This window comes from Pseudomonas fragi (assembly GCF_002269505.1).
Lineage (GTDB): Bacteria > Pseudomonadota > Gammaproteobacteria > Pseudomonadales > Pseudomonadaceae > Aquipseudomonas > Aquipseudomonas fragi_D.
Map to the genome: position 1 here is coordinate 52,478 of NZ_NQKQ01000005.1, position 23,303 is coordinate 75,780.

Consider the following 23,303-nt stretch of genomic DNA (forward strand, 5'->3'; position numbering starts at 1 on the left):
CAGCCAATCGCAGCTTCGTGCCTCGTCAGCGACTACAGGGATTATTTCAGGCCCAGCCGTTTGGCCATGCGCCCCAGGTTCGCCCGGTCCAGCCCCAGCTCCCGTGCCGCGCTGGCCCAGTTGTGCTGGTGGCGTTCGAGGCAGGCGCTGATCAATTGGCGCTGGTAGTTTTCGGTGGCTTGGCGCAAGTCGCCCACGGCGTCCGGCACGCTCTGGTGCTCGATCACCGCCGTGCCGGGGCTGGTCGTCGGCAAGTCCAGATCCGCCGCGGTCAGGGTCAAAATACGTGGCCGCGTGCTGCAATTGCCCAGGGCTTTAAGGGCGCTGCGGCCTATAAGGTGTTCCAGCTCGCGCACATTGCCCGGCCACGAATAGTGCACCAGCGCCGTTTGCGCGTCGGGGCTCAGGCGCAAGCTGCCCAGGCCCATGCGCGAGCGGTTTTGTTCCAGAAAGAAGCCGCTCAGCAGCAGCACATCACGGCCGCGTTCACGCAAGGCCGGCACTCGCAGCGGGTAAACGCTCAGGCGATGATAAAAGTCGGCCCGGTAGCGCCCGCTGCGTACTTCTTCGGCCAGGTCGCGGTTGGTGGCCGCGATCAGGCGCACATCAACCCGGTGCTCCTGATCCGAGCCCAGGCGCTGTAACTGTCCGCTTTGCAGGACCCGCAGCAGCTTGGCCTGAACGGTAAGCGACAACTCGCCCACTTCATCCAGAAACAGGGTGCCACCGTTGGCCAGTTCGAACTTGCCACGCCGGTCATTGGTGGCGCCGGTAAAGGCTCCGCGTACATGGCCGAACAGCTCGCTCTCCACAAGGGTGTCGGGCAGGGCCGCGCAGTTGAGGCTGATCAGCGGTTTATCCGCCCGTGGCGAGGCTGCATGAATGGCCTGGGCCACCAGTTCCTTGCCGACCCCGGTTTCGCCGGTAATCAACACCGTCAGGTCACTGCCACCCACCAGGGCGATTTCTTCAAGCAGGCGTTTGTGCACCTTGCTTTGGCCAATCAGCTCTTTGTTGGGCGAGCCGTTGGCCTGCCGATAGAGTTCGGCCTTGCGCTGTTCATCCTCGACCCGCAACGCCAGGCGCTCGATGCGCTGAGCCACATTGACCGTGGCCGCGGCCAGGCTGGCAAAGGCCTGCAGGTCATCTAGCGAGACCGGTTCGAAGCGTTTGGAGTCCAGTGCGTCGAGGGTCAACAGGCCCCAGGGGCGTTCATCGACAAACAGCGGGCAGCCCATGCAGTCGTGGACTTCCAGGTGCTCGGCCAGCCCGTCGACCAGGCCATCATAGGGGTCAGGCAGCTCGCAGTTGCTGGGGAAGCGCGTGGGCCCGGGGCTGGCGAGCAGCGCCTGAAAGCGCGGGTGCTCGCTGACTTTGAAACGTCGCCCCAGGGTATCCAGGCTCAAGCCGTCGACGGCCAGCGGCACCAGCCATTCGCCGTCCAGTCGCAGCAGGGCTGCGGCGTCGCAGGGCAGCAGGGTGCGCAAAGCATGCAGCAGGCGCCGATAGCGCTCGCTCTCGGGCAGGTCGCGGGACAGATCGTCCACCAGCGGCAGCAGGGTGGTCAGCAGCAGTTTTGCAGTCATTTTGACCTCGTGTAGTCCTTAAGACTATAAGTAAGCATGAGTCATAATGACTATATATTATTTAAGTGCTTGTTTTTAAAGGCTTAAATAGTTGGCACGGAAACTGATATGTAAAGGGTAATTGTTAAAGCCTACGTGCCAGGAGTCACCCTTATGCTTACTGCTCAGGATCGTGCCATCGTTAAATCCACCGTGCCACTGCTGGAAAGCGGCGGTGAAGGGTTGATCACACACTTTTATCGCATGATGCTCTCGGAATACCCGCAGGTGCGCTCGCTGTTCAACCAGGCCAACCAGGCCAGTGGCGACCAGCCGCGAGCGCTGGCCAACGGCGTGCTGATGTATGCACGGCATATTGATCAGCTCGACCAGCTGGGCGATCTGGTGGCCCGGATCATCAACAAGCATGTTGCATTGCAAATCCTCCCCGAGCACTACCCGATTGTCGGCAGCTGCCTGCTGCGGGCGATTGAGGAAGTGCTGGGCAGCGACATCGCCACGCCACAAGTGCTCAGTGCCTGGGGCGCGGCCTACAACCAGCTGGCCGATATCCTGATCGGTGCCGAAGCGGCCATTTACGACGAAAAAGCAGCGGCACCGGGCGGCTGGCGTGGCGGGCGTGAATTCAAACTGGCAGCCAAGGTTGAAGAAAGCGCTGAAATCACCTCGTTTTACTTCCGTCCGGTCGACCAGCAGCCGATCCTCGACTTTGCCCCGGGCCAGTACATCGGCCTGAAAATGATGATCGATGGTGAAGAAGTGCGCCGCAACTACTCCCTGTCGGCACTGGCCCAGGTCGGTCGCTACCGTATCAGCGTCAAGCGCGAGAGCGGCGGGGTGGTTTCCAACTTCCTGCACGACCGGTTGAACGTGGGCGACATCGTGGAACTGTTTCCGCCTGCTGGCGAGTTCACCCTTACTGACAGCGACAAACCGCTGGTGCTGATCAGTGGCGGCGTGGGCATTACCCCGACCCTGGCGATGCTTGAAGCGGCGCTGGCGACAAAACGCCCGATCCACTTTATCCACTGCGCCCGTAATGCCGATGTGCATGCCTTCCGCACCTGGGTCGATGAACTGGCCGCACAGCACCCGCAACTGCAGCGTTTTTACTGCTATGACGAGCAGGGCGAATCTGCAAATCATGTCGGGCTTCTGACTGAGGAAGTGCTGGCGCAATGGTTGCCGCAAGAACGTGACCTGGACGCCTACTTCCTGGGGCCAAAAGGCTTTATGGGGGCGGTAAAGCGTCACCTCAAAGCGCTGGGTGTGCCGGAGCAGCAGAGCCGCTACGAGTTCTTCGGCCCGGCTGCCGAGCTGAAATAAAGCCTGTAGTCGCTGCCGCAGGCTGCGAAGGGTTGCGTAGCAACCCGTTGTCCAAAGGCCCCGCGGTCCCCTTCGCAGCCTTCGGCAGCTGCAGGAACACTGCAACTGTGGGAGCGAGCCTGCTCGCGAAGGCCGTTCGCGAGCAGGCTCGCTCCCACAATAGGGCTTGACCTGCAACAGAGTATCTACAGCAAACAGGCAAGACCTTAATCCCCCATTAATCCCCCTGCGACAGTTTCCCTGTAACGTTCAGATACATCCAGGCAAAGGGTCTGGGTGTAAACTGTGCGCCTTACACATAATCAGGCTAAGGGATGCGGGATGACCAATGACATGTTGCAACTGGGCCGGGAGAAGCGCTTTCTGGTCCTGCTCGGGCTGATCTGCCTGGCGCTGATTGGCGGTGCGCTCTATATGCAGATCGTGCTCGGTGAGGCGCCGTGCCCGCTGTGTATCCTGCAACGCTATGCCCTGCTGCTGATCGCTATCTTTGCTTTTATCGGTGCGGCCATGCCGAGCCGGCGCAGCCTTACGGTGTTTGAAGTGCTGGTGGTACTCAGTGCCATTGGCGGGATTGTCGCCGCCGGGCGTCATGTTTATATTCTCGCCAACCCGGCCGTGAGCTGCGGTCTTGATGTCTTGCAGCCCATCGTCGATGGCCTGCCGCTGGCCGCCGTGTTCCCTCTGGGGTTTCAGGTCGACGGGTTTTGCTCCACCCCGTACCCGCCGGTACTCGGCATGTCGCTGGCGCAGTGGGCACTGGTAGCCTTTGTACTGACTGCAGTGCTGGTGCCGCTGGGCATCTACCGCAACCGGAAAAAATCGAACTGAGTAACGCCTAAATTATGTTTGGGCTGCCTCGTTCCTCCTCAGGATGTGCGGGGCGTTTTTTTGTCCGCACACAAATGTAAAGAGGGTGTGAGCCGAACGTCGAAAACGGGTGCGCGACACTGCGACATATTGTCACGGAAGGCGTGTCGCAGGTCGTGTATTGGTCTGACCGGCGGTCTTTCGAACGTATGACTTTGTGTAACGTACCTGAGGTGTTTTGACGCTGGGGGAGGGGTTGAAAAGTGCCTGGAGAGACTCCATGCAAATTGGCTCAAGCCCTTTTTATTTGGGCGTTTAAGCGAGATCGGGGGGAGGGGGAATGCGCTAAAAAGGGGCGTTCTGATTGAGGGGTTATGGCGTGCTACAACCCTGATTTTCATGGGCGTTTCAACGCGGGGCGTAATAATAGGTGGGGATTGTTACCGGGGCCGAGAAGAATTATTTCCGAATGAGACGTGGTTTATAGAGAGCTACCTAACTACAATCGCCCGCACTGAACGTCCAGCCTGCTCATCCCTGAGCCCAAGCGGGAAGTTGAAGGCCGACTGGGTTGTTCAATACAGGCGTCCCATGCGACTCCCAGGTACTGGCAACCCTTCTAAGTTCCGCACCAAATGGAATTGGTCGACAAGGCCATTGACCACGTATCGAATAAGAAATCACTGCTAACCCGGAATTTGCCCGTTCGCCAGATGGTGATAGAGCAGGCTTTCATTCAATTCCGGAAAAGAGCCAACCCTTGGCAGGGCGAAGTGTTGGCGAAAAAAACCAACTGCATTGTGCAAGCTGTTTTAGAGGTCGTGAGATGACTAAAAAAAGGTACCCCAGACTCCTTGGCTTATTGCCACTTTTCGGCACGTTGTTGCTGGGAGGTTGCAACATGACATTGCTCGATCCGGTGGGGCAGGTCGGGATCGAAGAGCGGAATCTGATCATCACTGCAACACTGCTGATGCTTCTGGTCGTGGTGCCGGTCATCATTATGACCCTGGTATTTGCGTGGAAATATCGCGCGTCGAACACCAGCGCTACCTACACACCAAAGTGGTCGCACTCCACCAAGATCGAAGTCGTGATCTGGACTGTGCCAATTCTGATCATCATCGCCCTGGGCGTGATCACCTACAAGTCGACCCACGCGCTGGACCCGTATCGTCCGCTCGAGTCTGACGTCAAGCCGATTACCATCGAAGTGGTGGCAATGGACTGGAAGTGGATGTTCATCTATCCGGAACAGGGTATCGCCACCGTCAACAAGATCGTGTTCCCGGCCAACACCCCGGTCAATTTTCGTATCACCTCTGACACGGTCATGAACTCGTTCTTCATTCCGGGCCTGGGCGGTCAGATCTACGCCATGGCCGGCATGACGACCAAGCTGCACCTGATTGCCAACCGCAACGCTGAAATGGAAGGCATCTCTGCCAACTACAGCGGTGCCGGCTTCACTGGCATGAAATTCAAAGCGATCGCGACTTCTCAGGCTGACTTTGATGCCTGGGTAAGTGAAGTCAAAGCGTCACCTAAACAGCTTGATGAAGCTGCTTATGCCGCCTTGTCCGTATCCAGTCAGAACAATCCCGTTGAGCTGTTCTCCTCGTACACACCGAACCTGTTTCAGAAAATCGTCGACAAGTACGAAGGTATGACACCAGGCAAACCGGTGAAGCACGAGAAGAAAGAAGTGGCCGGGAACGACGTGGCGGACACGAGTGAGCATTCAGCTGCCGGGGCAGAGGAGTAAACGATGTTTGGTAAATTAAGTTGGGAAGCGGTCCCGTTCCATGAGCCGATCGTGATGGTGACCATCGCCATGATCGCGCTGGGTGGTCTGGCACTGTTTGCAGCAATCACCTACTTCAAGAAGTGGACCTACCTGTGGACCGAATGGCTAACGTCAGTCGACCACAAGAAAATCGGCGTGATGTACATCATCGTCGCCATGATCATGCTGCTGCGCGGCTTTGCCGACGCCGTGATGATGCGTACCCAGCTGGCCATGGCCACCGAGGGTTCGCCTGGCTACCTGCCACCTGAACACTATGACCAGATCTTCACCGCTCACGGTGTGATCATGATCATCTTCATGGCAATGCCATTCTTCACCGGCCTGATGAACCTTGCAGTGCCGCTGCAGATCGGTGCCCGTGACGTGGCCTACCCGTTCCTGAACTCCCTGAGCTTCTGGCTGCTGGTGTCCGGCGTTGTGCTGGTCAACCTGTCGCTGGGCGTCGGCGAGTTCGCCAAGACCGGTTGGGTTGCTTATCCGCCGCTGTCGGGCTTGCAGTACAGTCCGGGCGTGGGGATGGATTACTACATCTGGGCGCTACAGCTATCGGGGTTAGGTACGACATTAACCGGGGTTAACTTCCTGGCGACTGTTCTGAAGATGCGTGCCCCTGGCATGAAACTGATGGACATGCCGATCTTCACCTGGACCTGCACCTGGGCAAACGTCCTGATCGTGGCTTCGTTCCCGATCCTGACTGCTACCCTGGCACTGCTGACACTTGACCGTTACATGGATTTCCACATTTTCACCAATGAACTTGGTGGCAATCCAATGATGTACGTCAACCTGTTCTGGGCGTGGGGTCACCCTGAGGTTTACATCCTCATTCTGCCAGCGTTCGGTATCTTCTCCGAAGTTATCTCCACGTTCACCGGCAAGCGTCTGTTCGGTCACCACTCGATGGTCTACGCCTCCGGCGCGATCTCGGTGCTGGGCTTCATGGTTTGGCTGCACCACTTCTTCACCATGGGTTCGGGTGCAAGCGTCAACGCCTTCTTCGGTCTGGCGACGATGCTGATTTCCATCCCGACGGGTGTGAAGCTGTTCAACTGGCTGTTCACCATCTACCAGGGCCGTCTGCGCTTCACCAGCCAGGTTCTGTGGACCCTGGGCTTTATGGTGACTTTCGCCATCGGCGGCATGACCGGCGTACTGCTGGCCATCCCGGGTGCTGACTTCGTACTGCACAACAGCCTGTTCGTTATTGCTCACTTCCATAACGTGATCATCGGCGGCGCAGTATTCGGTTACATCGCAGGCTTCAGCTTCTACTTCCCTAAAGCGTTCGGCTTCAAGTTGAACGAGAAGTGGGGCAAGGCAGCGTTCTGGTTCTGGATCGTCGGCTTCTTCATCGCTTTCATGCCGCTCTATGCACTGGGCTTCATGGGCATGACCCGTCGTCTGAACGCCAGCACCAACCCTGAGTGGGTGCCTTACCTGTACGTTGCCCTGTTCGGCGCAATCCTGATCGCTTGCGGTATCGCCAGCCAGCTGATCCAGCTGTACGTCAGTATCCGTGACCGCAACAAGCCAGAGAACGCCTGCGAATTCGGCGATCCTTGGAATGCACACACGCTGGAATGGTCGACTTCGTCGCCACCACCGTTCTACAACTTCGCTGTACTGCCAAAAGTCGACGGTATCGACCCGTTCACCGAAGCCAAGGAAAACGGTACTGCGTACCAGGCTCCGGCCAAGTACGAGCCGATCCACATGCCGAACAACACGGCAACGGGTGTGTACATGGGTGCACTGCTGACCGTCTTCGGTTTTGCAATGATCTGGCACATCTGGTGGCTGGCCATCGCTGGTCTGGTTGGCACCGTCGTGGTCTTCGTGGCTCACGCTGCACGTGACGACCAGGGCTACATGGTGCCGGTAGAGACTATCGAGCGCATCGAGGCCGAGCAGCACAAGCGTCTGGTAGCCGCCAAAGCAATCCCGGCTACTCGTGTTGAAACCAAGTTGGAACAGGCTTAAACCATGTCGAACTTAGCGACCACTGCTGGACACGCTCATGGTCATGACCATGGGCACGACGACCATCACCACGACTCGGGCGAGACTACCGTATTCGGTTTCTGGCTCTACCTGATGACCGACTGCATCTTGTTTGCGTCGATCTTCGCGGTATACGCGGTATTGGTGAACAACGTTGCAGGTGGCCCGTCGGGCCACGACATCTTCGAACTGCCTTATGTACTGGGTGAAACTGCCCTGCTGCTGTTCAGTTCGATCACCTACGGCTTCGCCATGCTGGCGTTGTTCAAGGGCAAGAAACAGCAGGTGCTGTTCTGGCTGGGCATGACCTTCCTGCTCGGTGCAGGCTTCATCGCCATGGAAATCAACGAGTTCCACCTGTTGATCTCCGAGGGCTACGGCCCTAGCCGTTCGGGCTTCCTGTCTGGCTTCTTCACCCTGGTCGGTACCCACGGTCTGCACGTGACCAGCGGTCTGATCTGGATGGCGATCATGATGTATCAGGTGCAGAAAAACGGCCTGACCTCGACCAACAAGACCCGTCTGAGCTGCCTGAGCCTGTTCTGGCACTTCCTGGACGTGGTCTGGATCTGCGTATTCACCGTTGTTTACCTGATGGGGACTTTGTAATGGCTAACGCACATTCCGACGGCGCCAACCACGGCAGCGTGAAGTCCTACGCGATCGGCTTCATCCTGTCGGTGATCCTGACCGTTATTCCGTTCGGGCTGGTGATGTACCCATCGCTGCCCAAATTCACCACCCTGGCGATCGTGCTGTTGTTCGCCGTAGTGCAAGTGGTTGTTCACCTGGTGTACTTCCTGCACCTGGACCGCTCGCCTGCACAACGCAACAACGTCACCGCGCTGGTATTTGCTGCGCTGGTAATTGTGCTGCTGGTGGGCTTGTCCCTGTGGATCATGTTCAGCATCCACACTGAAATGATGGCGAAGTGAGGTAAGACCCGATGTCCTTCAAGCACTTTATCCAAATCACCAAACCGGGGATCATTTTCGGTAACGTGCTTTCTGTGGCAGGCGGGTTTTTCCTGGCCTCGAAGGGGCATTTCGATCTTGCCCTGTTCCTGGCTGCGGTAATCGGCACCTCCCTGGTGGTAGCGTCCGGTTGTGTGTTCAACAACTGCATCGACCGTGACATTGACATCAAGATGGACCGCACCAAGAACCGCGTACTGGTTCAAGGCCTGATCTCCCTCAAGGTGGCCCTGGTTTACGCCACCTTGCTGGGGGGCGCCGGCCTGTACCTGCTGTATCGCGTGGCCAACCCGCTGGCGGCTCTGTTCGCCGCGATCGGCTTCGTGATCTACGTTGGTCTGTACAGCCTGTACTTCAAGCGCAAGTCGGTTCACGGCACGCTTATCGGCAGTCTGTCGGGTGCAATGCCGCCGGTCATCGGCTATGTAGCTGTGAGCAACAGCTTCGACATGGCCGCACTGACCCTGCTGGTGATGTTCAGCCTGTGGCAGATGCCGCATTCCTACGCCATCGCGATCTTCCGCTTCAACGATTACCTGGCTGCATCGATTCCGGTGTTGCCAGTGAAGCGCGGGATCAAGGTTGCCAAGAAGCACATCCTGCTCTACATCCTCGCGTTCCTGATCGCGACCCTGATGCTCACCCTCGGCGGTTACGCCGGCATGAGCTACATGGCCGTGGCAGCTGCGATGGGCATGTACTGGCTGTACATGGCGTGGACGGGCTACAAGGCCGTCGACGACAAGGTATGGGCACGCAAGCTGTTCGTGTTCTCGATCTTCACCATCACCGCACTGAGCGTCATGATGTCCCTGGATTTCAAAGCGCCTGCCGAGTTGTTGCTGACTTACGCGCATTGATTTAGCCAGACCTGAAAAAACCCCGCCTTCTCAAGAAGAGCGGGGTTTTTTTATGCCGGTGTGAAACCTTGTGAAGCCGGGTTCAGGCAGTCCGCAGCTTGCCCGCCGGTAACATGGGCAGCACATTGGCCAGCCCGGCTGCAATCCCGTAAGGGCGCAATACACTGAACAACAACCCGCTCGCCAGCAGGTAACCGCCGGAACAGATCACCAGTGACCAGCGCAAGGCATTGACGCCCATTAGCGGGGTCAGGTGATCACTCAGTACACCTACGGCCAATGGCCCGAAACCCGCACCGATGGCCATGATCCCGAAGTTGTAGAGGGCGATCATGGTTGCGCGGCGCTCAGGTACTACCAGTTGGGCAATGGCGGTGTAGCTCGGCGCCATCCACCACATGCCGAACACCGACATGCCGAACATAAATACCGTGGCCTGTGGCACTTGCAACGCGCCTAGCGCCCAGGGATGGCCGGCAGGATAAAGGGCGAACGCTATCGACATCGGCAACGCCAGCAATGCGCCGACAATAGGCACACCCAATTGCCAGCGGCTGTCGCGCCGGGCCAGATGGGCACTCAACCAGCCGCTGGACAGCGAGCCGATAATGGCCCCCGGCCCGGCCGCAAGGCCCATGATGATGCCCGCGTCCTTGAGCGTAAGGCCGTGGCTGCGCACCAGAAACGCCGTGCTCCAGATGCTGAACGCATAACTGGCAAACGCCAGCAGCGCGCCGGCCAGGGCAATGCGCACAAAGGTTTTCGACTCCCAGGCCACGCGCATCACTTGCATCACGCTTTCGTTGGGCACGGCAGGGCGCGCCTCGCGGGCTTTCTCCCACAGGCCGCGCAAGGGCTCGGCAGCCGTAAACCGCAGTAACACAGCGGCTGCAATGCCCGGCAGTGCCATCCAGATAAACGCTTCGCGCCAGCCGTGGTAGTAGGCGATATAGGCGCCCAGGCTCATGCCCAGCAGTGCGCCGATAGGGGCTCCGAGCATAAATACACTGATGGCCTTGGAGCGCTGATGGGGCGGGTAGAGGTCGGCAATCATCGACATCGAAGCCGCACCGCTGCCGGACTCGCCCACCGCCACACCGATACGCGCCAGGGCCAGGGTCCAGAAGTTGCTGGCAAAGCCGCAAAGCATGGCCATCACACTCCAGAACGCGCAGCACCAGCCAATCAGGTTGCGTCTATGCCCTCGGTCGGCAAAGCGCCCCAGCGGGATTGCAAACAGGCAGTAGACCAGGGCAAATGCCAGCCCCGTGAGCAGGCCGATCTGGGTGTCGGAGACGTGAAACTCGGCCTTGATCGGTTCAATCACAACGCCCATGACTTGACGGTCGATCAGGCTGACCGCCGAAATCAGGAACAACACAAACAAGGTGTAATGACGGCGAAATCCGGAGATTTGGGTATTCATCATTTCAATCCCATCGAGCAGTGTTCATCGGTTGAAGGGCTTACAGCGGTGCGCGTCGATCAGCCCAGGGGCAGGCCTGTTCCAGTTGCCCGGCCATTTGCAACAAGAGGTCTTCACGGCACCACCCGGCGCTGAACATCATGCCAATGGGCAGCCCGCCACGGCTGGTTCCTAGCGGCACCGACATGGACGGCTGGCCGCTGACATTGGCCAGCACGCTAAAGCCGATGCTGCCGATAATGCCCTGAATATAGTGCTCATAATCCTGATCCAGACTGGCCTGCGCCAGCTCGGGGGTGAGCTGTGAAGTGACCGGGCTGAGCAACAGGTCGTAGTCGTCAAACAGATGCTCCATGCGGCTGCCGATCAACTCGAAACTGCGTCGGGCACGGTACAGGTTTTCGGCGCTGGCGGAAGTGGCGTTGTTTACCAGATAGCGGCTGACCGGCTCCAGTTCGTCGTCGTGCAACGGCCGGCCCAGGGCGGCTTCGCGATCACGCACGGCGGCCAGCAGCGCGGCCGCGCCCACGGCACCGTGAGCGCCGTATACCTGCTGCGGGTCGACAGGCAGGGTCACGGGGTCGACCTGGTGTCCGAGGCCCAACAGCAAATCAACAGTAGTGTTCAAAACGCTGCGGATATCGGCGTCCAGTTCCAGGCCGGTCATGGCCTGATCGATCACGCCGATGCGCAATGAACCGGGGCTGCGGCGTACTGCCTCGCTAAAACTTCCGGTCTGTGGTGCGAGCCAGTAGGGGCTGCCTTTTTCATGACCGTGACTGACGTCCAGCAGCAGTGCCGAGTCGCGCACGCTGCGTGAAACCACATGGCCGCAACTGGCACCGAACCAGCCTTCGAAGGTGTCCGGACCCTGAGGGGTGCGATAGCGCGTGGGCTTGAGACCAAACAGGCCGCAATACGACGCCGGGATGCGAATCGAGCCGCCGCCGTCGGTGGCATGGGCCGCGGGTACGATGCCCGCGGCCACCGCTGCCGCTGCACCGCCGGATGAGCCGCCTGCGCTGTGGGCCAGGCTCCACGGATTGCGCGTCTGGCCCCACAATGAGGACTCGGTGGTGGTGGTCAGGCCGTACTCGGGGCTGGTGGTCTTGCCGAAAATCAGCATACCGGCGGCCTCGTAACGTTGCACGATGGTGCTGTTGCGCGTTGCCGGCGGTGCATCGGCGAGCATCCGCGAACCGTTGGTAGTTACGGTACCCGTGAGGTAGGTGTTGAGGTCCTTGAGCAGCATCGGTACCCCGGCCAGCGCCCCCAGCAGCTCGCTACCGGCGTGGTGGCGGGCCCGCAGTATCGCGTCGGCATGTGCATCGTGACGCATGTTCACGGCATTGATGTGCGGGTTCACCGCATCGCAGCGCGCCTGGGCGGCGCCGAGCAGCATCCGGGCGGTCAGCTCGCCGGTTTTTACCGCGTCTGCCATTGCCGTGGCATCCAGCGCCAGATAGTCATTGGTGGACAGTTGATCACGTTCATCGCTCATGTTCTACGACCTCGCAAAAGCACTTTGGCCCGACAATCCAAGGCAAAGTGAAGGTTGTTCACGGGAGTTGGCTGGAGTTTTAAAACAGGAAGTTCAGCGACTCCTGCAGCAACAGGGCATCGGAGTGGATTGGCGTGAACACCGGGTTTTTGGTGTAGGTCAGGCCGCTGATCAAATACACGCCGGGGATCAGTCGGGCGGCATACGAAGCGGTCACCGCCAGGGTGTAGGGTGCCGCTTCCAGGCCGTAGCTCTTGGTCACGTCGCGCAAGTCCTTGCTGTAGTAGCTCTTGGTCAGGCCCACGGCGGCCATGTCGGCCGGGCGGCTGGCAAAGGGGCCGACATTGAAGGCACTGACCTGGAACGCCTTGTTGATGGCGTTGACCGAGTCCGGCGAGTAATCAAGCTTGCTGTCCAGGTACCAGCCGCGGGCATCGCCGTAGGGCTTGGTCACCTGCACGGTTTCGGCCAGGTACACGCCGTAGTTGTTGTCCGATTTCTCGCCGGTGGTGAATTCGGTGTAATGGCTGGTGTTGTACATGGCGCCTGCCCGTAGCCACATGGCGTTGGAAGTGGCCGACGGCGCCTGCTTGTAACCAAATTCATTGATCAGCATGGCGCGGGCATCCGGGACCTTGAGACGCAGACCGCTGGGGTTGAGGTCCACATCTTTCTGAATGCCTTCGGGGCTGACGCTGCGGGTCAGGGCGGTGCTGTTGTAGAAGCGCAGGGACGGGTCGCGCACGATCACGTTGACGGTGGGCGTCGGCTCGGTGGCCGACATGCCGACCTGGAACGGCACCACGCTGCTCGGGCCCAGGGCGGCGGTTGAGGCACTGCCCCCCAGTGCCATGCCGTAGAACAGGCGCACGCCGGGGATGAAGCCATACTCCAGTTCCAGCTGGTGATTGAAAAAGGACTGGTTGATGGCAAACACCGAGACGGTTTTAACCCGTGGGTTGGCCGGGGTGTAGGTTGAGTCCACCCAGTTGCCGGCCAGTGTCAGCTGCGCGTCATTGGCAAAACCGATGCGGGTCAGATCGTAAGTCAGGTACAGATTGAGCGACGTGTTGTAGCTGGGGTTCTGGCCGTTATACACCTGCTTTTTCGCGTTGTTGCCCAGTACGTCATAGGTGTAACCGTTATACGAGGTGGCGGTAAAACCGATGCCATGCTCGGCCAGCTCCTTGCGCAGCCCCCACAGGTCGGGCTTGATCCGCGCGCAAATGGGCACGTTCTTGAAGGCCAGTTCGGCGCGGGTCAGCAGTTTTTCATACTGGGCACATTCGGGGGCAGCGGGCGTGTCGGCTGCCAGCGCAGGCTGGGTAAAAGCGAAGGCGGCAAGGCTGACGGCTAACGGATACTTTGCGTAAAACATAGTGAGAGTTTCCCATCCTTAACATTTTGTTTTCAGGACGACGCCAAGTGCTTTGGTGGTCAGCAGTAGTACTGCATATCCGTGACCAGCGGATGGGGCCAACGGGGACTATCGATAGGGCCAGGGGCTGGCAGTGCGATTACCGGGTGGGAGGCGGGCTTGTCCGCTGCGGTTTGCCTGACGGGGCGAGGTGTCTGTATCGCGAGCAAGCTCGCTCCCACAGAAAGTGATGCGGGCAACAGGTTCTGTTGTGGGGCAAATGGCTCAGCGGCGCACAACTGCAGGTCGTTTTTCATGGGCCTTGATCACCAGCCCCAGCTCGCGAATGCCGGGTGCGATCAGTTCCTGGGCAATGGAGCCAAACCCCAGACGCAGGCAGGATCGGGACAGGGTTCCGGGCTCAAGACAGAAGGCATTGCCCGGATCAAACAGCACGCCCTTGGCCGCACCGGCGTAGTACAAACTCTGCAGGTCATGCTCGCTCGCCAGTTTGAGCCACAGCGTGGCGCCGCCGCTGGGCATGACGAACTGGGCATCGGGTAGTACTTCACGCAATGCCGTGGCCATTGCGCCTGCTCGCAGTTGCAGTTTTTCGCGGGCCTGCTGCAGCAATCGATCGTAGTGACCTTGCTGGATAAACAGCGCAGCGGTGATCTGGTTGTTGCCCGGAATCTGACGGATCATCAGCCGTTGCAGTTGGCGCAGTTGCTCGATCACCGGCGCCGGGGCCACGATGTAGCCGATGCCCAGCCCCGGTGACAGCAGCTTGGACAAACTGCTCAGGTAGATCACCCGCTCAGCCGGATCAGTGGCCTTGAGGGCGGGCAGGGCGCGGCCGTCGTATTCGGTTTCGGGGTCGTCATCGTCCTCGAAAATCACCTGATCGTGGACTTGCGCATGGTCAAGCAATGCCTGACGTCGCCCCAGGCTCATGGTCACTCCGGTGGGGCACTGATAACCGGGGGTGCAATACAGGTAGTCGCAGGTTGCCAGTGCCGGGGAGATCTGTAAGCCGTGTTCGTCGATGGGCAGCGAGACAATTTGCGCGCCGTCGTGGGCAAAGGCATTGCGCGGATCACGAAAGCCCGGATCTTCAACGCCTACCACGCTACCGGGGTGGGCAAACAGGCGCGCCAGCAAGTAAAAACTTTGCTGGCGGCCCAGGGTCAGCAGCACTTGATCGTGAGTGGCGGCAATGCCCCGGCGTGGCAGTACGCGGCGAATCAGTTGGTCAATCAACTGGCTGGCGCCGACGTTTTCGCCTTCCTGCCACCAGCGATCCACGGCCTTCAGCTCCAGCGCCTGACGACTGCACTGGCGCCACTGGGTGAGTGGAAACTGCTTGGGATCGAACTGGCCGTAGATGAACGGGTAGCGCACTTCGCGCCAGGTCGGCGGACGATCCATAAACACCAGGGGCGTGGCCGGCCGGTGCATGCGGGCAGCCCAGTCAGGTGGCTGCGCAGCCTGCTCGGGCAAGGGTTGGGCCCTGCTGGTCGGGGTGATGGCTCCCGCTACAAAGAAGCCGTCACGGGGCCGTGAATCGACATAACCCTCGGCCACCAGACGTTCGTAGACCAGTACTGCGGTATTGCGCGAAACCCCGGTCAGCATTGCCAGATCACGGCTCGATGGCAGTCGCGTGCCGCCGGGCAAGCGCCCGTCGAGCATGGCCGTGACAAACGCGGTGCACAACTGCACTTGCAACGGCTCATCGTGCTTGCGCACTTTGGGCAGCAGCTGGCGCCACATCAAATCATGCTGGCTGGAACGCATGGCTTATCCGGGAATCAGGTCGGGGAGCGCCACCCTAACCCAAGACTCTTTTGCAGGGCTATGTAGTCCTTGATCAACTGACCGTCACTGTGAACCCGGTCCTGTTCGGCGTGGTAGCGGGTGCGTTCGGCATCCAGCCAGTCGAGCACACTGCTGGTACCGGCGCGGTAGCGTTGTTCGGTCAGGGCCGATGCGCGTACGGCGCTGGTCTCGACCCGGCCCAGGGTGGCCCGGCGCTGGCGCTCATTGCCGTAACGGGCCAGCGCTACATCGGCATCGCGCAGGGCGTTGAGCACGCTGCTGCGGTACTTGGCCAGGGCTTCGTCGCGGCCGGCTTCAGCTTGTTTGACCTGAGCCTGCACGCGGCCAAAGTCCAGCCAGTTCCATTGCAGGTACGGCACCCCCAGGGCGCTGAAATTGTCCTTGCGCAACAGGTGGCCCGGTGCGCTGGCGCTAAAGCTCAAAGAGCCGAACAGGCTGACTTTGGGGAAGGCGGCGGCCTTGTGTTCGCCAATTTGCGCAGTGCTGGAGGCCAGTCGGCGCTCAGCGGCGCGAATATCGGGGCGCTGTTGCAGCAACTGCGCCGGGTCGCCGATATTGACGGTTGCGGGCAGTGTCGGCAGTGCGGCATCGGTACTCAGGCGGGTATCCAGGGCACCGGGTTCCAGGCCACTGAGCAAAGCCAGTTCGTCGAGGGATTCAATCACTTCCAGCTCCAGGGCGATGGACGCGGCGCGGGTGGTTTCGACCTGGGTGGCGATGCGTTCGCGGTCCAGTTCCGAGGCTGTACCCTGGGCCAGCCGTTGTTCGGTAAAGTCCAGCAACTGGCGCTCAAGCTGCTCGGACTGGCGGGCAATGCGCAGCCGTTGTTGCTGGTCGCGCAGGCCGATATAGGCCTGGCCCACTTCGGCAGCCAGTTGCACATGGGCGTCGGCCATATCGGCCTGAACGGCATCGGCTTCGGCGCTGGCGGCTTGTACCGCACGGCGGCTGGCGCCGAAAATATCCAGCTCCCAGCTGGCATCGAAACCGCTCAGGTACAGGTGGGTGGCGTCGGTCTGGCTGTCTCCCGAGCCGGTGTACAGCGCTGCTGCCGTGGCCGAGCTTTTGGGCATCAGGTCGCTGCGTTTTTCCGCCAGTCCGGCGCGGGCCTGGCGCAATCGCGCGGCGGCGGCTTGCAGATCGGGACTGTTGCCCAGCGCGCTGTCGATCAACTGGTTGAGGGCCGGGTCATTGAGGGCGCGCCACCAATCGGCAACCTGCGGTATTTGCGCCTGTGTGCCGGCTACCTGACGGGCAAACGCCTTGCCTTGCAGGTGACTGTCGGGCGCCGCGTTGTAATCCGGGCCCAGGGTGCAGCCCACCAGCAGCAACGGACACAACAGGCTCAAGGGTTTGAAAGCGATCATGGTCAGTGTCCTGTGCTCAAGGGCGTACCGGCAGGCGGTTTTTTCAGAAAGAGGGCGAGGGGCAGACACAGCAGCAAGGCGATGCCGAGCACGTAGAAGGTCTCGCTATAGGTCATCACTTGCGCCTGTACCTGGATCTGCCCGGCCAGTTGGCTCAAAGCCTGAAGCTGGGCATGGGCGAGGTCGCCGTGATCAGCGAAAAAACGCTGGGCGGATGCGCCAAGCTGAGTTTGCGCTTCGACCGACTGTACGCTTACGGCATCGCGCAGGGTGGCGTCATGAAAGCTGCTGCGCCGCTCGATAAACGTCCCCAGCAACGCCAGCCCCACCGAGCCGCCAAGGTTGCGGGCCATGTTGTAGATACCCGCCGCCTCACCAGCCTCGTGGGCCGGCACGCAACTCATGGAGGCCTGATTGAGCGGCATCATCGCCATTACCTGGCCCAGGCCCAGCAGCAGCTGGGTGCGAGTGAAATTCTCGCCCACGCTGTCGGCGGTCAGCCCCATGGCCAACAGGCAACTGCTGGCCAGGCAACCGAGGCCAAGCATGACCATGATGCGGGTATCCACGCGGCCGATCAGGCGCGGCAAAACAGGCATCATCAAAAACGCCGGTAACCCCGACATCAGCATCACCGCGCCGGATTGCTGAGCGTTGAAACCGGCGATATTGCTCAAGAACTGCGGCAGCACGAAGGCCACGCAATACAGCCCGCAACCCACCACAAAGACGATTGCAATCACGCTGGCAAAGCGCGGATTGAGCAGCAGTTTGAGACGTACAATCGGTGTCTTCGACAGCTTCTGCGCCACTAGCAACAAGGCGATGCCAGCCACCGCCAGCAGGCTCAGGCCGATGATGTGCGAGGACTCGAACCAGCGCTCGCGATTGCCTTCTTCGAGCACCACGGTCAGGGCGCTGAGGCCCACCGTCAGGCCGATAATCCCCAGCCAGTCGGCCTTGATAAACGCCTGCCAGTCGCCCGCCGTTTTCTTCAGGCCCTGGCTGAGCATTATCAGCAACAGTGCACACACCGGGATGTTCAGAAAGAAGCACCAGCGCCAGCTGAAATTTTCGGTCAGGGTGCCACCCAGCACCGGCCCGAGCAGCGGCCCCAGCAGCACAATCAAACCGAACATCGTCATGCCGATGGGCATCTGATGGCGTGGCAGCCGGGTTGCCACCAGGACCTGCGCGGTGGGGATCATGGCACCCCCGGCAAAGCCCTGGCCGAGTCGGCCGATGATCATTTGCGGCAGGGTTTCACTGATACCGCAGAGGATCGAAAACAGACTGAACAGGATCGCGTTGCCAATCAAAAAATTGCGCAGGCCGAACACCCGGGTCAGCCAGGCGGTCAGCGGAATCATGACGATTTCGGCCATCAGGTAACCGGTGGAAATCCAGGTGCCTTCGGTGCCCGATGCGCCGATCTGGCCCTGAATCTGTGGCAGGGCCGAGTTGGTAATGGAGATGTCCAGTGTGGCCATCAAAGCCCCCAAGGCACCGGCAAACACCACGATCCAGTCGCTGGTGCTGGCATTGGCGCGGGGCGGCTGCAGCGCTGCGGATGCAGCGCCAGCACTAGCCACGGGGCTGGGCTACGATGCTGTTGGTGTCGACATCAACCGTGGCCGACAACCCGGGTAGCCATTCGATGCTGGCATCTGGCGGTGCTTGCAGATGGATCCGTACTGGCACGCGCTGTACGATTTTGGTGAAGTTGCCGGTGGCATTGTTGGACGGCAGCAAGGCGAATTGTGAGCCGGTACCGGGGGACAGGCTTTCGACCACGCCTTCAAACTTGACCCCCGGCCAGGCATCGATGTGCACGGCCACGGCCTGGCCGGGGTGCATGCGCTCGATCTGGGTTTCCTTGAAGTTGGCGGTCAGGTACAGCTCGCTCAGCGGCACGATAGTCAGTAGCCGGGTGCCGGGTTGCAGGTATTGCCCCACCCGCACCGAGCGGCTGCCGACGCGGCCGGCCAGAGTGCTGTAGACCACGGTGTCCTGTTCATCGAGCCTGCTTTGGCGGGTGCTGGCCTGGGCACTGGCCAGCTGTGCACGGGCCTGTTCAATGGCGGCGCGTTGGGTGTGCAACTGGTGCTGGGCAACGTTCAGTGCGGCGGCCTGCGCAGCCCTTTGAGCGCTGGCCTGACGCAATGCGTTACGCAGTTCAGCCATGCGCTCCTGAGTCTCGGCGCCACTCTGGGCCAGGGGTGCGTAGCGTTTGACTTGCGCGGCGGCGTACTGCTCGTTGGCACTTTCGCCTTCCAGTTGCGCCTGCACTTGGGCAATCGACGCACCCTGCTGTTCAAGCTCGGCCTCACCCCGGGCAATATCGGCCTCGGCGGCACGAATGGCCGCTTCGGATTTTTCCCGCGCAGCCTGATAAGGCCGCACATCGAGGCGCACCAGCGGCTGGCCGACGCTGACGGTCTGGTTGTCGCTGACATACACCTCGCTCACCGTGCCCGAGATCTTGGCGGCGACGCTCAGGCTGTCGGCCTGCAGGTAGGCATCGTTGGTGCTCTCGATAAAGCGCCCTACGCTCCACCATTGTCCGGCCCACACAGCAGCACCCATCAGCGCCCCCAGGCCGAGTACGCCCAGCGCCAGGGTTTTGCCAGGCTTACGTTTGGGCCTGGCCTTGATCGATGGGTCTAGCGCCTGATGTGCGGTCATGGTGTTCTCAATTGTTAGCGGTTGTAACAATTATTACGATCGGTAAAATTATGTCAATCGATATAAATTCAGGCACACTCGCCGCTTCATCGATCAAGGAGAAGCCCATGACCACCATTCACCGGCGCCGACCTGCCAGCGAAGGCGGCTATACGTGTGGGGATGAAACCAGTGCGCGGATCATCGAAGCGGCCCTGAACCTGTTTGGCGAGCGCGGCTACGAGGGCGCTTCGACCCGCGATATCGCCGAGCTGGCGGGGGTCAATGCACCCGCGCTCAATTACTACTTCAAGAACAAGGAGGGGGTGTACAGCGCCTGCACCGAGTACATGGTGGAGCGGATCTGGGATTACCTGGCGCCGACGATTGAAGCGGCTCAGGCGTTGCTGGGCACACGGCCGGACACTGAACAACTGATCGACACCTTCTGCGCCATCCAGAGCAAGATTGCGGAGTTCATGCTGGTGTCCAACCGCACCAACAGCTGGCGCAAGTTCTATGCGCGTGAGCAGGCGGGGTTGGGGCCCAGTGCCGGGGAAGAGATGATCAGCCAGCGTATTGGCCAGCGCATCATCGGTGTAACCAGCGGAATTATTTCGCGGCTGATGGGCCCGGATGCCAGCGATGAAGAATGCATCCTGCGTTCCATGACCCTGACCGGGCAGTTGCTGCCGTTTCACCTGACCCGCACCAGCTCGCTCAAGTCACTGGGCTGGGACACACTGACGCCCGAGCGCTACGCCATGCTGATGGCCATCGTGCGTGAGCAGACGGTAACCTTGTTGCGCGGGTTGGCGCGCTAAGACCTGCAACTGTGGGAGCGAGCCTGCTCGCGAACGCCCTTCGCGAGCAGGCTCGCTCCCACTGGGCCGGCTACGGGTTTTCATTTACCCCCGGCCCTTCCATGGCACCAGTTTGCGTTCCAGCCAGCGCATGCCCAGGTCGAACAGCAGGGCCAGCGCACCGATCACCAGAATGCCCATGATCACCACATCGGTGGCCATGAACTTGGACGCCGTCAGCACCATAAAGCCCAGCCCGGCCGTGGCCGCGACCATCTCGGCGGCCACCAGGGTGGTCCAGCCAAAGCCGATGGCGATGCGCATGCCGGTGAGGATTTCCGGTAGGGCGGCGGGCATGATCACCTGCCTGAGCACTTGCCCGCGGCTCGCGCCCATCGAGTAGGCTGCGTGGATCTGCTCAATGGCCACCGACTTGACCCCCGCCCGGGCACTGAGTGCCAGTGGCGCAAACATCGCCAGGTAGATCAAAAGGATTTTCGAACCCTCACCGATACCCATCCAGATCACCACCAACGGCAAATACGCCAGCGGCGGCAGCGGGCGGTAAAACTCCACCAGCGGGTCGAACACGCCACGGGACACCCGATTGACGCCCATCAAAATGCCCACCGGAATCGCCGTTACCACGGCCAGCGCAAAGGCGCCAAACACCCGCAGGGCACTCCAGGCAATATGTGTCCACAGGCTGGCATCGGCAAAACCGTCGCGGCTAACATCCACGATCTGCGCCCACACGGCTTGCGGCGAGGGCAAAAACAGCGGTTTGATCCAGCCACCGTTGGTGGCGAGATACCACAAGACGAACACCACTACGACGGTGCCCAGGCTCAGTCCCATGCTGGTGCCGTTGCCCGGTGCACCATATTGCTCGCCGGGCTTTGCAGGAGCGGCGCGGCGCAGTTCGTTGAGGGTACGCAGCACGGCATTACGTTGTTTCTCGTCCAGCAGGCTCATTATGCAGCCTCCTCGTCACCGTGGATGATGCTCAGGATTTGCTCGCGCAGGGCGATGAAATCGGGGCTGGATTTTACTGCGCGAGCGTCGCGGCACTTGAGGAAGCGCTGGCCGAAATCCACCGCAAACTCGTGGGTGATGCGCCCCGGACGCGGGGACATGATGATCAGTCGGGTGGCCATGAACAGTGCCTCTTCGACGTCATGGGTGATAAAGAACATCATCTTTTGCGTGCGCTGCCAGATCTCCAGAATCAGCTCCTGCAGACGTTCGCGGGTCAGGGCGTCCAGCGCCCCCAGCGGCTCGTCGAGCAGCAGCATCTTTGGGTCGTTGGTCAGGGCGCGGGCAATCCCGACACGTTGCTGCATGCCGCCCGACAGCTGATAGGTGGCGTGATCGCGAAATTCCGCCAGCCCGGTCAGCTGCAAAAAATGCAGGGCGCGTTCTTCGCGTTCGGCCTTGGGAATGCCGCGCAACTTGAGGCCGAAGGCCACGTTGTCGATCACGTTAAGCCACGGCAACAGCGCGTGCTTCTGGAACACCACACCGCGCTCGGCACCGGGGCCGGTGACCTGGTCACGCAGCTCGGCGCCGTCGATGCGCTGTGGCACCTGGCCGTGATAATCACCCAGAGTAATCACTCCGCTACTGGGCTGGATAAACCCGGCCATCAGGTTGAGCAGGGTGGTTTTGCCGCAGCCCGAGGCCCCGAGGGCGACGACAAAATCACCGGCGGCAATGTCCAGATTGACCCCGGACAGGGCCCGCACCGGCTGGCCTTTCTGCTGTCCGGGATAGAGTACCGACACATCATGGATTTTAAGGCTGAGGGGCATGCTTGATTCCTCGTGCTGATTTTGTTCTCTGTAGTCGCTGCCGAAGGCTGCGATAAGCTCCGCAGGGGTTTAAAAAGCAGGACTGCTTCGCAGCCCATCGCAGCCTGCGGCAGCGACTACAGGTGTTATTGGGCGTTTTGCACAAACGTCGGGTTGATCGCCGCGCTGTAGTCAGGCAGCAATGCCGGGATTTTCTTTTGCGCTTTCAAAAACTCGGCGGTGGCGGCCAGTGCCTTGGCTGCGCCACCGCCCAGCCACGCCGGGCCGGCCTGCTCGCTGGCCAGCGGGAACTGGTACAGCGCCAGCACCGGCGGCACTTCTTCAGGCTTGGCCCCGGACTGTTTGGCGACGTTGATGACCTGAGGCGATTGTGCGGTCCAGGTTTTCGGGGCCGCGACGTAATTGGCGGTGCTGTCTTGCAGCACCTGGGCAAACGCCTGCATGCCGGGGCCGTTGGCAGCAGCGAACTGCTTGTCCACCACCAGGCCGTCGAAAGTGGCTTTGCCCCAATCCGTCAACTGGCCCGAGGTCAGCAACACATGGCCGCTTTGCTTGAGGCGGCCCAGGGCCGGGTCCCAGATAAACGCTGCATCGATATCACCGCGTTCCCAGGCCGCCGGGATGTCCGAGGGTTGCAGGTTGATCACCTTGACCTTGCCGGTCAGGCCGAACTGCTCAAGGGCAAATAGCGCATGGAAGTGGGTGGTGGAGACAAAGGGCACGGCGAGCGTCTTGCCGGCCAGATCCTGCGGCGCGACGATGCCGCTGCCATTGCGTACCACCAGCGCCTCGGCGTCGGCGATGTTGTCCAGCACCCAGAACAACTGTGCATCCACACCACGGCTCACCGCCGCGGCAATCGGGCTGCTGCCCGCCACGCCGATCTGCACATCGCCCGAGGCCATGGCCATCATCACGTCGCCGCCACTGTCGAAGTTGCGCCACTGGATATCCCAGCCGGTGGCTTTCTCGAACTGCTGTTTCGCGATGGCGTCCTTCCAGGGTGCAAACATGCTTTGCACGCCGATGGTGACAGTCTGCGCCTGGGCATTGGCCGCCAGGGTCAAGACGGTGAGCGGCAACAACACAGCGCGACGGATCCATTTGTTCAGGGGCTTGAGCATGGTGAGACTCCGAGCTGGGGGGAGGTCTGTTTTTTGTCAGC

At 60.6% G+C, this 23,303-nt stretch carries 19 protein-coding genes; 8 read left to right on the forward strand and 11 right to left on the reverse strand.

Annotated elements, in window-relative coordinates:
* Window positions 1–41: 41 nt before the first annotated feature.
* A complete protein-coding gene (gene norR / locus CJU81_RS06410; RefSeq protein WP_095035960.1) occupies window positions 42–1,586 on the reverse strand; it encodes a nitric oxide reductase transcriptional regulator NorR in 1,545 nt (514 codons plus the stop codon).
* Window positions 1,587–1,739: 153 nt separating this feature from the next.
* On the opposite strand from norR, the gene hmpA reads away from it, so the two are divergent.
* The 7 genes from hmpA (at window position 1,740) to cyoE (ending at window position 9,370) form a co-directional block, all read left to right on the forward strand.
* A complete protein-coding gene (gene hmpA, locus CJU81_RS06415) occupies window positions 1,740–2,912 on the forward strand; it encodes an NO-inducible flavohemoprotein (RefSeq protein WP_095035961.1) in 1,173 nt (390 codons plus the stop codon).
* 321 nt (window positions 2,913–3,233) lie between these two features.
* The gene (locus CJU81_RS06420; protein ID WP_095029281.1) at window positions 3,234–3,743 is read left to right on the forward strand and encodes a disulfide bond formation protein B; all 510 of its coding nucleotides are present in this window, start codon (window positions 3,234–3,236) and stop codon (window positions 3,741–3,743) included.
* 805 nt (window positions 3,744–4,548) lie between these two features.
* Complete coding sequence (gene cyoA / locus CJU81_RS06430; protein ID WP_029611249.1) at window positions 4,549–5,487, forward strand: ubiquinol oxidase subunit II; 939 nt, start codon at window positions 4,549–4,551, stop codon at window positions 5,485–5,487.
* Window positions 5,488–5,490: 3 nt separating this feature from the next.
* Entirely contained in the window at window positions 5,491–7,515 is a 2,025-nt protein-coding gene (gene cyoB, locus CJU81_RS06435) for a cytochrome o ubiquinol oxidase subunit I (protein WP_095029279.1), read from the forward strand.
* Window positions 7,516–7,518: 3 nt separating this feature from the next.
* A complete protein-coding gene (locus tag CJU81_RS06440; RefSeq protein WP_029611250.1) occupies window positions 7,519–8,145 on the forward strand; it encodes a cytochrome o ubiquinol oxidase subunit III in 627 nt (208 codons plus the stop codon).
* The gene (cyoD, locus tag CJU81_RS06445; RefSeq protein WP_016779556.1) at window positions 8,145–8,471 is read left to right on the forward strand and encodes a cytochrome o ubiquinol oxidase subunit IV; all 327 of its coding nucleotides are present in this window, start codon (window positions 8,145–8,147) and stop codon (window positions 8,469–8,471) included. Before CJU81_RS06440 ends, cyoD begins: the two co-directional genes overlap by 1 nt.
* Window positions 8,472–8,482: 11 nt before the next feature.
* Window positions 8,483–9,370 carry a heme o synthase gene (gene cyoE / locus CJU81_RS06450; RefSeq protein ID WP_016779557.1) on the forward strand — a complete coding sequence of 296 codons (888 nt, stop codon included), beginning with the start codon at window positions 8,483–8,485 and terminating at the stop codon, window positions 9,368–9,370.
* A gap of 82 nt (window positions 9,371–9,452) precedes the next feature.
* Here the strand turns inward: cyoE and CJU81_RS06455 are convergent, their stop codons facing one another.
* From CJU81_RS06455 to CJU81_RS06485, 7 genes are all read right to left on the reverse strand, one after another.
* Window positions 9,453–10,796: a spinster family MFS transporter gene (locus CJU81_RS06455; protein ID WP_095035963.1), complete on the reverse strand. Its 1,344-nt coding sequence runs from the start codon at window positions 10,794–10,796 to the stop codon at window positions 9,453–9,455.
* Window positions 10,797–10,836: 40 nt separating this feature from the next.
* Window positions 10,837–12,297: an amidase gene (locus CJU81_RS06460; RefSeq protein WP_095035964.1), complete on the reverse strand. Its 1,461-nt coding sequence runs from the start codon at window positions 12,295–12,297 to the stop codon at window positions 10,837–10,839.
* 79 nt (window positions 12,298–12,376) lie between these two features.
* Window positions 12,377–13,675, reverse strand: coding sequence for a carbohydrate porin (locus CJU81_RS06465; protein WP_095035965.1), 1,299 nt, complete (start codon window positions 13,673–13,675; stop codon window positions 12,377–12,379).
* Between the two features lie 264 nt (window positions 13,676–13,939).
* Window positions 13,940–15,451: a MocR-like pyridoxine biosynthesis transcription factor PdxR gene (gene pdxR, locus CJU81_RS06470; RefSeq protein WP_095035966.1), complete on the reverse strand. Its 1,512-nt coding sequence runs from the start codon at window positions 15,449–15,451 to the stop codon at window positions 13,940–13,942.
* A 14-nt stretch (window positions 15,452–15,465) separates the two neighbouring features.
* Window positions 15,466–16,860 (reverse strand): efflux transporter outer membrane subunit, encoded by a 1,395-nt coding sequence (locus CJU81_RS06475; RefSeq protein ID WP_095035967.1) that lies wholly within the window; start codon window positions 16,858–16,860, stop codon window positions 15,466–15,468.
* A 2-nt stretch (window positions 16,861–16,862) separates the two neighbouring features.
* Complete coding sequence (locus CJU81_RS06480; protein ID WP_095035968.1) at window positions 16,863–18,452, reverse strand: DHA2 family efflux MFS transporter permease subunit; 1,590 nt, start codon at window positions 18,450–18,452, stop codon at window positions 16,863–16,865.
* Entirely contained in the window at window positions 18,445–19,545 is a 1,101-nt protein-coding gene (locus tag CJU81_RS06485) for an HlyD family secretion protein (RefSeq protein WP_095035969.1), read from the reverse strand. Before CJU81_RS06485 ends, CJU81_RS06480 begins: the two co-directional genes overlap by 8 nt.
* A gap of 107 nt (window positions 19,546–19,652) precedes the next feature.
* Here CJU81_RS06485 and CJU81_RS06490 point away from each other — a divergent pair, with 107 nt between their 5' ends.
* Window positions 19,653–20,348, forward strand: coding sequence for a CerR family C-terminal domain-containing protein (locus CJU81_RS06490; protein WP_095035970.1), 696 nt, complete (start codon window positions 19,653–19,655; stop codon window positions 20,346–20,348).
* 84 nt (window positions 20,349–20,432) lie between these two features.
* On the opposite strand, the gene CJU81_RS06495 is transcribed toward CJU81_RS06490, so the two are convergent.
* The 3 genes from CJU81_RS06495 to tauA all read right to left on the reverse strand — a co-directional run bounded on the left by CJU81_RS06495 (window position 20,433) and on the right by tauA (window position 23,262).
* Window positions 20,433–21,302, reverse strand: a complete 870-nt coding sequence (locus CJU81_RS06495) for an ABC transporter permease subunit (RefSeq protein ID WP_095035971.1) — start codon at window positions 21,300–21,302, stop codon at window positions 20,433–20,435.
* The gene (locus CJU81_RS06500) at window positions 21,302–22,138 is read right to left on the reverse strand and encodes a taurine ABC transporter ATP-binding protein (protein WP_095035972.1); all 837 of its coding nucleotides are present in this window, start codon (window positions 22,136–22,138) and stop codon (window positions 21,302–21,304) included. The genes CJU81_RS06495 and CJU81_RS06500 overlap by 1 nt, the downstream gene beginning before the upstream one ends.
* 125 nt (window positions 22,139–22,263) lie before the next feature.
* Window positions 22,264–23,262: a taurine ABC transporter substrate-binding protein gene (tauA, locus tag CJU81_RS06505; protein WP_095035973.1), complete on the reverse strand. Its 999-nt coding sequence runs from the start codon at window positions 23,260–23,262 to the stop codon at window positions 22,264–22,266.
* Window positions 23,263–23,303 lie beyond the last annotated feature (41 nt).

What these genes read in the sequence shown, in the direction of transcription:
- norR (WP_095035960.1), bottom strand. Translation starts at nt 1,586, where the DNA reads ATGACTGCAAAACTGCTGCTGACCACCCTGCTGCCGCTGGTGGACGAT.
- hmpA (WP_095035961.1), top strand. Translation starts at nt 1,740, where the DNA reads ATGCTTACTGCTCAGGATCGTGCCATCGTTAAATCCACCGTGCCACTG.
- CJU81_RS06420 (WP_095029281.1), top strand. Translation starts at nt 3,234, where the DNA reads ATGACCAATGACATGTTGCAACTGGGCCGGGAGAAGCGCTTTCTGGTC.
- cyoA (WP_029611249.1), top strand. Translation starts at nt 4,549, where the DNA reads ATGACTAAAAAAAGGTACCCCAGACTCCTTGGCTTATTGCCACTTTTC.
- cyoB (WP_095029279.1), top strand. Translation starts at nt 5,491, where the DNA reads ATGTTTGGTAAATTAAGTTGGGAAGCGGTCCCGTTCCATGAGCCGATC.
- CJU81_RS06440 (WP_029611250.1), top strand. Translation starts at nt 7,519, where the DNA reads ATGTCGAACTTAGCGACCACTGCTGGACACGCTCATGGTCATGACCAT.
- cyoD (WP_016779556.1), top strand. Translation starts at nt 8,145, where the DNA reads ATGGCTAACGCACATTCCGACGGCGCCAACCACGGCAGCGTGAAGTCC.
- cyoE (WP_016779557.1), top strand. Translation starts at nt 8,483, where the DNA reads ATGTCCTTCAAGCACTTTATCCAAATCACCAAACCGGGGATCATTTTC.
- CJU81_RS06455 (WP_095035963.1), bottom strand. Translation starts at nt 10,796, where the DNA reads ATGAATACCCAAATCTCCGGATTTCGCCGTCATTACACCTTGTTTGTG.
- CJU81_RS06460 (WP_095035964.1), bottom strand. Translation starts at nt 12,297, where the DNA reads ATGAGCGATGAACGTGATCAACTGTCCACCAATGACTATCTGGCGCTG.
- CJU81_RS06465 (WP_095035965.1), bottom strand. Translation starts at nt 13,675, where the DNA reads ATGTTTTACGCAAAGTATCCGTTAGCCGTCAGCCTTGCCGCCTTCGCT.
- pdxR (WP_095035966.1), bottom strand. Translation starts at nt 15,451, where the DNA reads ATGCGTTCCAGCCAGCATGATTTGATGTGGCGCCAGCTGCTGCCCAAA.
- CJU81_RS06475 (WP_095035967.1), bottom strand. Translation starts at nt 16,860, where the DNA reads ATGATCGCTTTCAAACCCTTGAGCCTGTTGTGTCCGTTGCTGCTGGTG.
- CJU81_RS06485 (WP_095035969.1), bottom strand. Translation starts at nt 19,545, where the DNA reads ATGACCGCACATCAGGCGCTAGACCCATCGATCAAGGCCAGGCCCAAA.
- CJU81_RS06490 (WP_095035970.1), top strand. Translation starts at nt 19,653, where the DNA reads ATGACCACCATTCACCGGCGCCGACCTGCCAGCGAAGGCGGCTATACG.
- CJU81_RS06495 (WP_095035971.1), bottom strand. Translation starts at nt 21,302, where the DNA reads ATGAGCCTGCTGGACGAGAAACAACGTAATGCCGTGCTGCGTACCCTC.
- CJU81_RS06500 (WP_095035972.1), bottom strand. Translation starts at nt 22,138, where the DNA reads ATGCCCCTCAGCCTTAAAATCCATGATGTGTCGGTACTCTATCCCGGA.
- tauA (WP_095035973.1), bottom strand. Translation starts at nt 23,262, where the DNA reads ATGCTCAAGCCCCTGAACAAATGGATCCGTCGCGCTGTGTTGTTGCCG.